Raw genomic sequence first — 13,484 nt, 5'->3', positions numbered from 1 at the left:
AAAAGGGAATGTTTACCCTTCCGCTCTATTGCTGCTGCAAGTCCCAATCACCCGGAGCGGCCGACATGAGTAAAATCGCCCAGCAGACCGAGAAACTGAAATCAGAGGCAGCCGCTCAGGCCGGAGCGGTCGCCGCGCTCGAACCATTGCGCGTCACCGATCGCGCCCTGCCAAGCTGGGCTGCAACGCTATCCTTTATATTCACCGCCAGTTCGGCAGCCTGCTGGCTGTCCATCGCGGTGCTGGCGATCTTCTTCACCGATATCGTGGCCGAACAACGCAAGCTTCAGGCCGCCTTGGCCCTCGCTGTCCTGGGCACTGCGCCCCTTCTGGGGCTGATCGTGCTGGATTTCGCCCATGGCCGCGCCCTCACCGGGTATCAGTACACACGGCAAAGAAACGAAGCGCGCGCGCGGGCAGCAATCGGCGTCCTGATCGGCATCGCCCTGACGGCAGTCCACCCCCTGCTTGGGCTCGGCGTCTTCGCAGGGGTTGCGCTTAACCATGGCCTACCTGCGATTGCGCGCGCGCTCAACCTGGCGGAGCCGCCGTGGGATTTCACAGCCTCGGAAGCAGCATCGGTTCTGGCCGGGCGGGACGCCACAGGTTTTGCCCTGGCCAGCGCGGCCCCGCGCCCCTTTGGCCTGATGGCCACGCCGGGCGCGCTGTCTACGGGCGTTGCCCTGATTGTGACCCTTGCGTTTGGCAGTTGGCTGATGGCCCAGCAGGTTCTGGCGACGGCCGCCATGCCGGGGATTCTCCTGCTTGTTCTCTGGGCGGTGCTGGCAGGCGCGAAGCCGGTTTGGCCGGAAGCGCAGGCCGATCGTCTGCCGGTACCAGCCGAGATTGAAAAGATCGCCCTGCCGGAAACAGAAGACGCCCCCGCCGGCCCCTCCGGCCTGCGTGTTCACCGGCTGACGGTTGCCTCCCCAACACAGGGCGCCCTCTTGCGCGACGTGGAGATTTCGCTGCCGCCAGGCAGCGTGACAGGGGTTATCGGCTCCGCGGCCTCCGGGAAGTCACTGCTTCTGCAAGCCCTCGCCGCTCCGCTTGATCTGACGGGCTTGCGCGTGAGCGGCTTTGCAGCCTTAAACGAAGAGGATCTCTGGAGCCGCAGCCGCCGTGAATTCACGCCGCCCTGCGTCTACCTCCCCGCCACCCCGCGTATCCTGCCGGTGTCCGGGCTCGACAACCTAACCTGTTTCTCAGCAGACAGTCTGGGCCTGCGGGCCCGGCGGGCACTTGAACAGATCGTCTATTCAGCCGATGCCGCGGAGCGAATCGTGGCCGCGAAGGATGCCACCCGCCTGTCTGCGAGCGAGCAGAACGCCTTGGCGCTGGCCCGCGGCTTCCTTCTGAACCCGGCGCTTTACCTGCTGGACCGCCCTGAAGATGGCGCGAGCGAAGCCCTGATGGGCGCGCTTGCTGAACGGATCCGGACGGAGCGGAGGGCAGGGCGAAGCTTCCTTCTGGCCACTGATCACCGCGGCCTCCTTGAGCTTTGCGACACGATCATTGTCCTTGAGGGTGGGCGTTTGCTGGATGTTGGCCCCGCGGCGGAAATCCGCAGCCGCCTCGCTGAAGGGTGGTCCCGCTTCGTGACGGAGGATACGCTTGAAGCCGAGGACTCGCTCCACCTGTGGCTGCGCAGCCATTTCCGTCGGCGTGGTGACGAAGGCAACCGCCGGAAAGCCTGCGTTGTTGGCAGCGAACTGCTCGCGCTCAGCGCTGGCGAGAACAACGGAAGTGATCGTCAAAAGATCCGCTTTGACTTCAAGCACTTCAAAGGGTTCTGCCAACTGGAGCTCACCGATTCCGGTGCGGCGATCTCCAACGCCCAACTTGAAAGCGCCCGCGGAAAGCTGGCGCAATCTGGGGAGGTCCTGAACCGAGATCCGCTCGCCGAAATCCTGCGGCACAGCCAGAGCTTTGATCAACGGATTTCCAAGGACAGCCGCACGATCTCTGTCCAGATCGAGACATATGATCCCCGCATGGCACCGGCCGTTGGCGCCGCCACGCGCGCGCATTGACACGAGCGGGAAGGAGGACAGCCATGCCACGAGCCCCTTTGAGGTTCCTCAGCATCCTGATGCTTGCCGCCTCCCTGCTGCTGGTGGGCGCGGGGGCACATCTGATCTGGCACGCGGTGGCGTCATCGCGGGTTTCGGACACAGGCCGCTACCAGGGTGTGCTTGCGCCGCTCAATCCGCCCGCGCTCGTGGTCCTGCCTGCCGGTATTCCGCTGCAAACCATCCTTGTGGCAAACGGTGAAGCCGTGAGTCGGGGGGAAACCGTTGCGCTTGTGGACACGGGGGAATTGGAGACCGCCATTCAGGAGGCGCGTTTTCGGTTGGAAACCGATCGCGCGCTGATGCGATGCCTTGGCACATTGGCGCGCCCGGAAGGCCGGGTGGACCTGCCGGAGGCATTCTCCACACCAAGCCTGAATGCACCACACCCCTTTCGCCTGCTGTCTGCACTGCGCCGCTGCGAGGAAGCCGCAATCGGCCTCGACCGGATCCATGAAAGCCACACCGAAAAGGCCGCGCACCTTCTGGAGCGGATCGCTCTTGAAGAGCAACGCAAGGCGCTTCTGGTACAGTCCGCCCGCAATCCAGCGCGCGCCCTCGCGGACCGGGAGGCGCTCACCCGCGCGGCGGTTCTGACGGATAGCAACCGCGCCGATCTCGCGCAGGCCTTGGCGCAGCTTCATGACGAAGAGCGCCTAGCCATTGCCACCGAGCGGCTCGCAATCGCCGAAGCCTTCGCGGCGCTTGGGGAGTCCGTGCGTGTGGCCGAGGCGCAGCTCCGCCTGATGGAGCGTTTTCTGGACACCCCGCGCCTGCAAGCTCCCGCAAGCGGCGTGGCGCGCAATGTGCGCACCCAATCCGCCCTTGCCGCACCCCCTGAGGATACACCGATCCTGCGGCTCGAAGCCTCCGACCCCCAGACGTATGACGTCCGCTTTCGCTTGGATGAAGCAACGGCTCTGAAGGTTCCCTTGGGTTCGGAGGTACGGATTTTGCCAATGGGCGCTGCCCCCGGACGCCTCCCGTTGACCGGTGAGGTCACAGGCTTCATCCCCGAGTATCAAACGCAGGCCTCCCATACGGCCGTATCAGGGCCAGTCCCCCCCGCTTTGGCGCCGGTCCAAACGCCCCTTCTGGTGGACGCCCGGATCGCCCTGAGCGAAGACAGCCTCGCGCGGATGGCCGACCGCTATAGTGGGCTCGCTTTTGCCGGTGAAGGCTCTGCGAGCCAGATTTCCGTCGAAATGGCACCGGTGCCGCTGGCCAGCCTGATTTCTGCTTCAACGGCACGGCTCGGTTGGCCTCGGCTTCTTCCGGACCTCCGGTTTTGATTACCCGTCCCAGCGCCGGGGCCGTGAAATGCGCTGAAGGCGGTAAAGCCCGGCACACCCAGAACGGATCGCCAGGCTCAGAACTAACCTGGTCAAAACTGCCGGGCAACGAACTGGCAAGAAAACTTGATTGTCAGCCTGAGGAACAAGAGCTGGTACGGGCGGCCGGGCTCGAACCGGCACGGCCTTTCGGCCTAGAGATTTTAAGTCTCCTGTGTCTACCATTCCACCACGCCCGCGGTGCAGGAGTGGCGACCATAAACGTTGGAGCAGCGGTGTAAACGGCTGAATGAAAGGCACAAAGCACAACTGCGCCCCTCAAGGTGTCACCTCTTGATCAAAGCGCGGTTGTGAAGCGACGAACGCCCATGCGGAGCGCGGGGTACAGGCGCAGACCCCGGTCCAAACCCTCTGCGTTCAATCCGCTTGACGCCGCCATGCTGCTGCTGCAGCGTCGCGCCATGTTTCCCATTCGCGATCACAACCCCTCTCAAAAAACACCCTATGTCACGCTGGTGCTGATCGCGAGCAACGTGCTGATATTCCTCGGCTACTGGGGCCTTCTGGGCGATCCGTTTGCCACCGCCGCCTTCTATGACCGTTGGGCCATGCGCCCTGTTGAGATTGCCGCCGGCGTGGATCTGCACACCATCGGCACCTCGATGTTCCTGCATGGCAGCGTCATGCATCTGGCGGGGAACATGCTGTTTCTCTGGGTGTTCGGCGACAACATGGAAGAGGAATTCGGGCATGGCCGCTTCCTGCTGTTCTACCTGGTCTGCGGCGTGGTGGCGGCACTGGCGCATTTCGCCGCTGCGCCCTATTCGCGGATCCCGACCGTCGGCGCGTCGGGCGCGATTGCCGGGGTGATGGGCGGCTACTTTCTGCTGTTTCCGAAAGCGAAGGTGGACGTGCTGTTCATCTTCATCGTGATCTTCAAGATCATCCCGATCCCGGCCTGGATCGTGCTCGGGGCCTGGCTTGCCCTGCAGCTTTTCAACAGCGCCGGGGCAGATCCGGACAGCGGCGGCGTGGCCTATTGGGCCCACACCGGCGGCTTCGTGATCGGGTTGATTGCCACCCTGCCCGCCTGGCTCAAACGCGGCGGGCCAGCCTTTTGGCAGCGCACCGAAGGCCACCCGCCCCACCCGGAGGCGCACTATCGCCTGTCCCCCTCTCGCATACCGAACACCCGGAGACGAAAATGACCCACAAACTGACCTGCCACTGCGGGGCCGTCGAACTGCGCGTGACTTTGAGCGACGGGCTCAACACCATGCGGCGCTGCGATTGTTCGTTTTGCCGCCGCCGGGGCGCGATCGCGGCCTCTGCGCCGCTGGACGGCATCGAGATCGTGAAAGGCGCAAACCACCTGACCCTCTACCAATGGGGCACCGGCATCGCGAAGCATTATTTCTGCAAAACCTGCGGGATCTACACGCACCATCAAAGGCGCTCCAACCCGAATGAATACGGGGTGAACGTGGGCGCGCTGGAGGGGGTGAACCCCTCGGAACTGGGGGATATCCCCTGGGCGGACGGGGTGAAACACCCCGCCGACCGGTAGGATCACGCGTTGCGGATGACCTTGGCGAACTGGTTGAAGATCGCCTCGTTGCCGCAGATCACCTCGCCGTCTTCCACGGCGTTGCCGCCTTCACGCAGCGGCTCGACAAGGCCACCGGCCTCTTTCACCAGCAGAAGGCCGGCGGCGATATCCCAGGAGTGCAGGCTGCGCTCCCAGTAACCGTCGTAGCGGCCCGCAGCCACATAGGCGAGATCGAGCGCGGAAGCGCCCCAGCGGCGCACACCGGCGCAGGCGGGCAGCAGGCGGGCCAGATCCTGCAGCGTTTCCGGCAGGTCGGGGCGGGTGCCGAAGGGCAGGCCCGTGGCAAAAACGCATTCGATCATCGAACGGCGGCCCGAGACGCGCAGGCGGCTTTCGTTCATCCAGGCGCCCGCGCCTTTCTCGGCGAAGTAAAGCTCGTCCTTGGCGGCGTCGAAAACAACCGCCGAGACAACCTCGCCCTTGTGTTCAAGCGCGATGGACACCGCCCAATGCGGCAGGCCGTGCAGGAAGTTCGTGGTGCCATCCAGCGGATCGACGATCCAGCGGCGAGTCGGATCCGCGCCCGCAACGGCTTTGCTTTCTTCGCCCACCCAGCCGTAGTTCGGGCGTGCTTCCATCAGCTCTTCGCGGATGATCGCCTCGGCGGCCAGATCGGCGCGGCTGACGAAATCCCCGGCCCCTTTCATGGAGACCTGCAGGTTCTCGACCTCGCGGAAATCCTTCACCAGCGAACGGCCGGCCTTACGGGCGGCTTTGATCATTACGTTGAGATTGGCACTGCCTTGCATCGGGGGGCGCTCCTTTGTCAGGCCGCGCGTATACGCGGAAGATGGGGTTTTGCCAAGCCTTCCGGGCTGCGTGGCGCGCAAGGCCGGCTTGCGCCTGCCGCAGCGTCACATCCTTTGCAGTTTCACGGGTTCGGTGCGGGCCAGCCGGATCAGGTGGCTCATGTAGGGTTTCTGCGCATCGTCGGAACGGATCGCCGCGTAAAGCCGCTTGGTCAGCCCCTTTTCGGTGATCGGCCGAGTGACGTAATCGGAATTGTACTTCACCTCGCGCACCACCCAATCGGGCAGCACCGCGACGCCGCGGTTGGAAGCCACCAAAAGCAGGATCACCGCCGTCAGCTCGGCTTGCCGCGTGGCCTTGGGCTCCACTTTCGCGGGCGTCAGAAGCTCTGTGAATACATCGAGCCGGGAGCGGTCCACCGGGTAGGTGATGAGTGTTTCCTCGCGGAAATCCTCGGCCACGACGAAAGGTTTCTGCGCCAGCGGGTTCTGGGAGGAGGCCACGAACACCGGCTCGTAATCGAAAAGCGGCGAGAACTCCACGCCGTCGAGATTCTCAGGGTCAGAGGAGACGACAAGATCCACATCCTCTTTCTGCAGCGCAGGCAGCGCGTCAAACGCGAGGCCGGGGCGGATGTCCACATCCACGTCAGGCCAGGCCTTGCGGAATTCTTCCAACACCGGAAAGAGCCATTCGAAACAGGCGTGACATTCGATGGCGATGTGCAGGCGGCCCGAGCGGCCCGATTGCAGCCCTGCGAAATCCTGCTCCAGCGCCTCGACCTCCGGCAGGATCTTCTCGGCAAGGCGCAGCAGTTTCATGCCGGCCGCCGAGAGCCGCAAGGGCTTGGAACGGCGCACGAAAAGCTCGACCCCGGCCTGATCCTCCAGCCCCTTGATCTGGTGGGAGAGCGCCGATTGGGTGATGTGCAGAAGATCCGCCGCCCGGGCCAGACCGCCTGCATCGTGAATGGCCTTGATCGAGCGCAGATGCCGGAACTCCAGATGCATCTTCAAATCTTCCTCATATTGATGATGAGAATTATGAATTTGTTTCATTGTTAGCCAAATGCGAAAAGGCAGGCAACGCAAACAAGGATCCGATTCCATGACATCGCCCCGCATCTCTTTCGAGTTCTTCCCGCCGCAGACGCTGGATGCGTCGTTCCGCCTGTGGGAAACCGTGCAGATGCTGGCGCCGCTGGGGCCGGATTTCGTGTCGGTGACCTATGGCGCGGGCGGCACCACCCGCGATCTGACCCACGACGCCGTGCAGACGATCCACACCCATTACGGGCTCAACGTGGCCGCGCATCTGACCTGCGTGAACGCCTCCCGCGCTGAAACGCTGGAGATCGCGAACGCCTATGCCGAGGCCGGCGTGACGGAGATCGTCGCGCTGCGGGGCGATCCGCCGAAGGGCGAGGGCAAGTTCACGCCGCACCCGGAGGGCTTTGCCCATGCCTGCGAGCTGATCGAGGCGCTGGCGGAGACCGGCAAGTTCAAGCTGCGCGTGGGTGCCTACCCCGAGAAACACCCGGAGGCCGAGAGCGTGCAGGCCAATGTGGAATGGCTAAAGCGCAAGATCGACGCCGGTGCCCATTCCGCGATCACACAGTTCTTCTTCGAGGCCGAGACCTTCTTCCGCTTCCGCGATGCCTGCGAGAAGGCCGGGATCGATGCGCCGATCATCCCCGGTATCCTGCCGATCCACAGCTGGAAAGGCGTGCGCAACTTCGCCCTGCGCTGCGGCACTTCCGTGCCCGCGTGGCTGGATGAGGCCTTCGAGAAGGCCATCCGCGACGGCCGCGAGGATCTGCTGGCCACCGCGCTCTGCACCGAGCTGTGCTCCGATCTGATCGAAGGCGGCGTGGATCACCTGCAGTTCTACACGCTCAACCGCCCCCACCTGACGCGCGACGTCTGCCATGCCCTTGGTGTCACGCCGCAGGCTTCGCTTGAGAAAGTGGCGTAAGCCGCCACGGGAGCGATTGAACCGATCGGTCTAGTCGCCTAGGGTCGGGCAGGCAGGAGGAGCCATGCCCGATCTTTACTACGCCACATCACCTGATGATTTGCTGACCCCGGCCGAGATGCTCTCGATGCCGGGCGTCGATTTTCTGCGCGGCATTCTGGAGGGGCGCTACCCCGCCCCGCCGATCTCCAAAACGCTGAACTACCGGCTGCACGCGGTGGAAGAGGGCCGCGTCACCTTTCGCGGCGCGCCGACGTTCGATGCCTTCAACCCGCTCGGCACGACCCATGGCGGCTGGTATGCCACGATCCTCGACAGCTGCGTCGCCTGCGCGGTGCAAAGCCGCCTGCCAAAGGGCGCAGGCTACACGACGCTTGAGCTGAAGGTGAACATCATCAAGAGCATTCCACTGGGGATTGAGGTGGACGCCATCGGCCTCTGCCAGCACGCGGGCCGCTCAACCGGCGTGGCCTCGGGCGAGATCCGGGGCGTGGCGGATGGCAAACTCTACGCCACGGCCTCAACCACCTGCATCGTGCTGAACGGCCCCCGCCCCGCCGGGTAGCGCCAGCACGATTTTCGCTTTCGCTTTGGGCACATGGGCTTCGGCCGTGGGGTGGATGCTTTCCGACACATCCTGCCCGATGGTGCGGCGGCGGCGGGCGAGGAACATCTTGCCCCAGCCCCGGTTCATCCCCACCGAAGGCGCAGCTGGATCGCAGGGAAAGCGCGCGCGCCAATCTGCAGGCAGCGCAACGCCATGGCCCTCAAGCCGCTCCAGCATCCAGACAAGCGGGATATTGGCGAGCGGGCGCGCGGCGTCATAGCCGCCCAACTGCCCGCCCACATCGCCATGGGCCCCGCGAAACCAGACCTGCTGCACATCGCCCTTGAAGCCCGGCGGACAATCCCAGAGCACCGGAGCGAAGGCCTCGCGCGTTTCATCCATCGCCAGCGCCTGATAGCCATGGCGGATGCTCGCGCCCAGCTTGTGGTTGTGGAAAGCGTGCTGCTGCTCGGTGAGCCGCCACAACAGCGGCACCCGCAGGCCCAGCGCCTTCACCGTATCCCAGACGCCGACCATCTCGATCTGGCAGGCCTCGTGGCAATAAAGCCGGGCGAAGATCTGTGCGGCGTCAGAGTCCGGGGCGCGCTCGTAGTGTCGGTAGGCCTGCCGGATCTGGCGCACCGTGGCCTGTTGTGGTGTCAGCAGGCCGATCCGGTCGATGATCCCGGCCAGAGAGCGCACCGCGAAAGCGCCGCGCGAATAGCCCAGCAGGAAGATGCGGTCACCGGGCCGGTAACGCGAGGCGAGAAACCCGTAAGCCTGCCGGATCTTGCGGTTGGTGCCCTTACCTTGGATCACATCGCCCGTGGTGCGCCAGTTCACCCATTGGATGCCGGTGTCATAATAGAGCGAAAGCCCCGGATCGGGCGGCAGGGAGGCGAGCAGCTTGTAAAGCAGGCCCGCGTTGGTTTCGCATCCCGGCTTCAGCGAGGACATCGTGCCATCGATGATGATCACATGGTCAACCGGCCCCCGCACCCGGCGCAGCGGGGCCTGTCTGACAGGCGGCGACAGCCCAAGCCAGCGCCGGAGGCGATCATTCAGCCGCAATCTGCCCTTTCTCCTCGTTCAGCATTTGCCAGACGCGGTGCGGGGTGAAGGGCATGTCTGCCCGCCGCACCCCGGCCTCGCGCAGCGCATCCATCACCGCGTTCGAAACAGCCGCCATGGAGCCCACCGTTCCGGCCTCGCCACAGCCCTTCATGCCCAGCACGTTTGCGGTGGAAGGCACGCCCTCGGTGGTGAAGGCGACCATGGGCATATCCTGCGCACGGGGCATGCCGTAGTCCATGAACGTTGCCGTGAGCAACTGGCCTGTCTCATCGTAAACGACATGTTCGGTGAGCGCCTGCCCCAGCCCCTGCGCCACGCCGCCATGGACCTGCCCTTCCACGATCATCGGGTTCAGCAGGTTGCCGAAATCATCCGTCACCGTGTAGCGCAGCACCTGCGTGAAGCCGGTTGCGGGATCCACCTCCACTTCGGCCACATGGGCCCCGTTGGGGAAGGAGCGGCCCGGCAGTTCGGTGGTGGCGGAATGGCTCAGCAGATCGCTGCGCCCTGCCGTGCGCGCCATCTCGGCGGCTTCCAGCATGGTGCAGGTCTGGTTGGTGCCTGTCGCGCGGAACTTCTCGTCGTCAAAGGAGATCGCGTCCGTGGCCACGTCGAAAGCCTCGGCGAGGAAGGGCGTGAACGCCGCGATCATCTTGCTCACCGTGCCCAGCGTGGCCGTGGCCTGCGTGGTGCCCGAGCGCGAGCCCCCGGTGCCGCCGCCTTTCTGGATGCGGTCACTGTCGCCCTGCACGAAATTGATCTTCTCCGGCGGGATGCCGGTGTGATCAGACAGGAAGCGGGTGAAGGCGGTTTCATGGCCCTGCCCGTTGGACTGCGTGCCGACGTAGATCGTCGCCGTGCCGTCCTCCTCGAAATCCACGCGCGCGGTTTCCTGCGGATCGCCGAGGATGGATTCGATGTAGTAACAGAGCCCGATGCCGCGCAGCTTGCCCGCCGCCTCGCTCGCGGCGCGGCGGGAGGCGAAGCCGGCCAGATCGCATTCCGCCGCCACCCGATCCAGCACGCGGTCGAAATCACCCACGTCGTAGATCTCGCCGGTGGAGCTTGTGTAGGGGAAGGCCGTGGGCTTGATGAAATTCCGCCGCCGCAGCTCCCAGGCATCCACGCCCAGATCGGCCGCGGCGTAATCCATCGCCCGCTCCAGCGCATAGATCGCCTCGGGCCGCCCCGCACCGCGATAGGCGTCCACCTGCGTGGTGTTGGTGTAGATGCCCTTCACGCCGAGGTAGGTGTCTTGCACGTCATAGGTGCCCATCAGCACCTTGGCGAAAAGCTCCGTTTGGATCGCCTGCGCGAAGCCGGAGTTGTAGGCCCCCATGTTGCAAGCGGTGGTGACGCGATAGGCCAGAAGCTTGTGATCCGCGTCAAAGCCCAGCTCGCAGGTGGTGACAAGATCGCGGCCCGCGTTGTCCGACAGCATCGCCTCGGTGCGCTCCGAACTCCAGCGGACCGGTTTGCCCAGCGCCCGCGCCGCATGGGCGGTGACGAAATACTCCGGGTACATGAAGGCCTTCATGCCGAAGCCGCCGCCCACATCCGGGTTGGTGACGCGGATATCTACCGCATCCATCCCCAAATGTGCGGCCAGATCCTTCTTCGGCCCCCAGACACCCTGCCCGTTCACGCAGAGATGCAGGCGGGTGCCGTCGAACTCCGCATAGCAAGCGCGCGGCTCCATCGCGTTGGCGATGATGCGGTTGTCGCCGATCTCGTAGGTCAGGTGATGCGCGGCGCCCGAAAGCGCGGCCTTGGTGCGCTCGGCATCGCCCATGCCCCAGTCAAAGGCAATGTTTTCAGGCGCTTCCGGGTGGATCTGCGCACCACCGGGGACGGGATCGATGTGCACGTCCAGCTCGTCGAAGTCATAGCCGATCAGCTCGGCCGCATCCTTGGCGGCCTCAGGCGTTTCGGCGATCACCGCCGCGATGGCTTCGCCCACGAAGCGCACGCGCCCCTTGGCAAGAATCGGCCGCTCCGGGTCCGCGCCCTTGCTGCCATCGAGATTGCGCACGAGATGACCGTCCATGCCGAGCTTGACGCCCGCGTCCAGCAGATCCTGCGCGCTCACCACAAGATGCACGCCGGGCGCGGAACGCGCATCCTCCAGATCAAGGCGCGTGATCTCCGCATGGGCGACAGGCGAGCGCAGGAAAAAGGCGTGCAGGGCGCCCTTCGGGGCCAGATCGTCCACATAGCGGCCGGTGCCGTTGAGAAAACGCACATCCTCCACCCGTTTCACGGGTTGGCTCTTACCGAACTTCTCCATCGGGTCTCTCCTCGCGTGTCATCCGTTTCGCCGAACTGTAACCCCGCACGTCAGGGTGTCCAGACTGGAAGCACGCGAGAAGGGCCCGTGCTACTGCGGCGGCACGATCACCGGCGCGTCCGGGATCGTTTCACAGGTGCCATGCGGTGCACCCTGTTTGGGCACCTGGCAGTTGGCGTTCAGGATCCCCCAGACGAAATCCATCTGCGTGGCCGTCACAACGGCACGCGAATTGGCATAGAACCAGTCCATGTCGGGCGCGCCCATCTGGATCTGGGTGTAGCCCAAGAGATTGGGCCGCCAGCTGCCGCCAACCCCCTGCATTCCGATTCCGGCTGTCGCGCTGACGGAGGCCTGCGAATGGCAGGTTGTGCAGGAGGCGGAGTTGACGAAGCCGCCTTCGGTGATCGTCGCGCCCTGCCCTGTCGGCACGCCGGCGTTGGTGTTGAAGGTCGTTTGGGTGCCTTTCAGACGGTAGTTCACCCAGGCCGGGTCATCCGCAGAAATCACCGTTGGATCGGGATCGCTTGCCGCCGTGGCGATGCCCATGCCCGCAAACAAGGATTGCAGAGCCGGGGTGATCGCCTCGCCCGTTTGTACCGGGTCGTAGAACTCGCCCGTCACGAAAAGCGGGCTGTTGGGGTTGGCCTCACCGGGGCCGGGCTCTGCCTGATCATCATTCAGGGTGATCATCGGCGGGATGTACGTGGAGCCGAAGCTTGCGCCATCCTGCGCCGCGCCGGGAGTGGCGTAGCCGAAGCTGTCGTTGCAGCCGATGTAATCGCAGCGCCCGGGGTTGGCGACATGCTCCACCGCGTACCAATGCCAGATCGGCAGCGCCTTGGAGGCATTCGTCATCGCCATCAGGTAATAATATCCCGGCACTTCGCCTTCGGCGCCTGTACCTTCAACGTAGACGGTGATCATCGGATACTCCGGGTTGTTCGGAGGGTCGAGCGGGTTACCGGCGCTGTCAGTCGTTGAGATCAATCCTTGTGACAGCAGAATGTCCTGATGCAGGAAATCGACCTTCACCATGGACGCCTCGACAGGGAATCGCACCTCAAGGCTGTGCGCCTTGCCGATGTCCCCTGCGTTGATGGCGGCGTTCTGCGCCACATTGCGCGCGGCCATGCCTTCGCGGGAGTACATGTCGTTTCGGTAGATGTAATCCACCATCGGCTTGTTGCGGAACACAAGCTCCAGTTCCAGATCCCGCAGCAGGCGGCCCGGATCGATCGTATCGGCGATGTTTAGGCCTGCGTGGTTGATCACGTTGCCCGACGGCGTGCCGCTGGGCGTTGCCGGAAGTGGGCTGATCGGATCGTAATCCGCCCGGAACACCGGGCAATTTGTAGGCTGGCTGGCCGGATCGATCGCCGCATTCGGATCACAGCAGTTGCTGCTCACCTGCGCGCTGCACATCGGCCAGGGCGTGGCGGGCCAGACTGTCTGGTCGGTGCCCCAGTTCCAGAAAGATTGCGTGATCGCTTCGGCCAGTTGCACCCAGGCAAAGGCATCCGGGCAGGTGGCGGCAGCAGAACCGGCCTGTGGCGCTGCGAAGACGGGCGCACCGTTCTCGACACTGACCGCGCAGGCCGGATCGTCCTGCACGAAACTGCGATACAACATCAGCTTCTGCAGCCCGTTGGGGCCGTCCTGCGCAAAAACCGCGCCGGACATGGCCACAACCTGGCCAAACAGGAGCGCAAGGGCCCATCCTTTTTGTCTCATGATCTTCCCTCCCAGAAATTCGTTTTTGTTGAATATTAACGGCATAATACACGCATAAGGCGATTCTAGCAAAACACCCCCCGAATGCCCCCTGCTTCCGCCTGCCCCTTTCCCTCGCAGCACGCTTTCGCTAGAGAACGCGTGA

The 13,484-nt window shown here is 64.3% G+C and carries 11 protein-coding genes and 1 tRNA gene; 6 read left to right on the top strand and 6 right to left on the bottom strand.

The genetic code is table 11. The annotated features are described in order from the left end of the window. Positions 1-65 precede the first annotated feature (65 nt). Entirely contained in the window at positions 66-2,033 is a 1,968-nt protein-coding gene (locus KVX96_RS05610; RefSeq protein WP_261193328.1) for an ATP-binding cassette domain-containing protein, read from the top strand. Positions 2,034-2,056: 23 nt separating this feature from the next. Then, the gene (locus KVX96_RS05605) at positions 2,057-3,364 is read left to right on the top strand and encodes a hypothetical protein (RefSeq protein ID WP_261193327.1); all 1,308 of its coding nucleotides are present in this window, start codon (positions 2,057-2,059) and stop codon (positions 3,362-3,364) included. Between the two features lie 153 nt (positions 3,365-3,517). Here KVX96_RS05605 and KVX96_RS05600 read toward each other — a convergent pair. Continuing rightward, positions 3,518-3,603, bottom strand: a tRNA-Leu gene (locus tag KVX96_RS05600). A gap of 222 nt (positions 3,604-3,825) precedes the next feature. On the opposite strand from KVX96_RS05600, the gene KVX96_RS05595 reads away from it, so the two are divergent. After that, positions 3,826-4,572 carry a rhomboid family intramembrane serine protease gene (locus KVX96_RS05595; RefSeq protein WP_261195388.1) on the top strand — a complete coding sequence of 249 codons (747 nt, stop codon included), beginning with the start codon at positions 3,826-3,828 and terminating at the stop codon, positions 4,570-4,572. Continuing rightward, on the top strand, positions 4,569-4,931 hold the full coding sequence (locus KVX96_RS05590) for a GFA family protein (protein ID WP_261193326.1): 363 nt from the start codon (positions 4,569-4,571) through the stop codon (positions 4,929-4,931). Before KVX96_RS05595 ends, KVX96_RS05590 begins: the two co-directional genes overlap by 4 nt. 2 nt (positions 4,932-4,933) lie before the next feature. Here the strand turns inward: KVX96_RS05590 and KVX96_RS05585 are convergent, their stop codons facing one another. Continuing rightward, positions 4,934-5,722 (bottom strand): inositol monophosphatase family protein, encoded by a 789-nt coding sequence (locus KVX96_RS05585; protein WP_261193325.1) that lies wholly within the window; start codon positions 5,720-5,722, stop codon positions 4,934-4,936. 105 nt (positions 5,723-5,827) lie between these two features. Then, a complete protein-coding gene (locus tag KVX96_RS05580; RefSeq protein WP_261193324.1) occupies positions 5,828-6,733 on the bottom strand; it encodes a LysR family transcriptional regulator in 906 nt (301 codons plus the stop codon). 97 nt (positions 6,734-6,830) lie between these two features. Here KVX96_RS05580 and metF point away from each other — a divergent pair, with 97 nt between their 5' ends. Both metF and KVX96_RS05570 read left to right on the top strand, forming a co-directional pair. After that, a complete protein-coding gene (gene metF / locus KVX96_RS05575) occupies positions 6,831-7,697 on the top strand; it encodes a methylenetetrahydrofolate reductase [NAD(P)H] (protein ID WP_261193323.1) in 867 nt (288 codons plus the stop codon). Between the two features lie 64 nt (positions 7,698-7,761). Further along, on the top strand, positions 7,762-8,262 hold the full coding sequence (locus KVX96_RS05570; RefSeq protein ID WP_261193321.1) for a PaaI family thioesterase: 501 nt from the start codon (positions 7,762-7,764) through the stop codon (positions 8,260-8,262). Here KVX96_RS05570 and KVX96_RS05565 read toward each other — a convergent pair. The 3 genes from KVX96_RS05565 to KVX96_RS05555 all read right to left on the bottom strand — a co-directional run bounded on the left by KVX96_RS05565 (position 8,218) and on the right by KVX96_RS05555 (position 13,339). Then, a complete protein-coding gene (locus KVX96_RS05565; RefSeq protein ID WP_409977083.1) occupies positions 8,218-9,315 on the bottom strand; it encodes a DUF2235 domain-containing protein in 1,098 nt (365 codons plus the stop codon). The genes KVX96_RS05570 and KVX96_RS05565 overlap by 45 nt on opposite strands. After that, a complete protein-coding gene (locus KVX96_RS05560) occupies positions 9,302-11,605 on the bottom strand; it encodes a xanthine dehydrogenase family protein molybdopterin-binding subunit (protein ID WP_261193320.1) in 2,304 nt (767 codons plus the stop codon). The genes KVX96_RS05565 and KVX96_RS05560 overlap by 14 nt, the downstream gene beginning before the upstream one ends. A gap of 90 nt (positions 11,606-11,695) precedes the next feature. After that, positions 11,696-13,339, bottom strand: coding sequence for a hypothetical protein (locus KVX96_RS05555; RefSeq protein ID WP_261193318.1), 1,644 nt, complete (start codon positions 13,337-13,339; stop codon positions 11,696-11,698). Between the last annotated feature and the right edge of the window lie 145 nt (positions 13,340-13,484).

The sequence above is a fragment of the Pseudoruegeria sp. SHC-113 genome (assembly GCF_025376885.1).
In the GTDB taxonomy this organism is placed as follows: Bacteria; Pseudomonadota; Alphaproteobacteria; order Rhodobacterales; family Rhodobacteraceae; genus Pseudoruegeria.
Note: the sequence above shows the minus strand (reverse complement) of the source record. Positions and strands in the feature narration are given on the sequence as shown.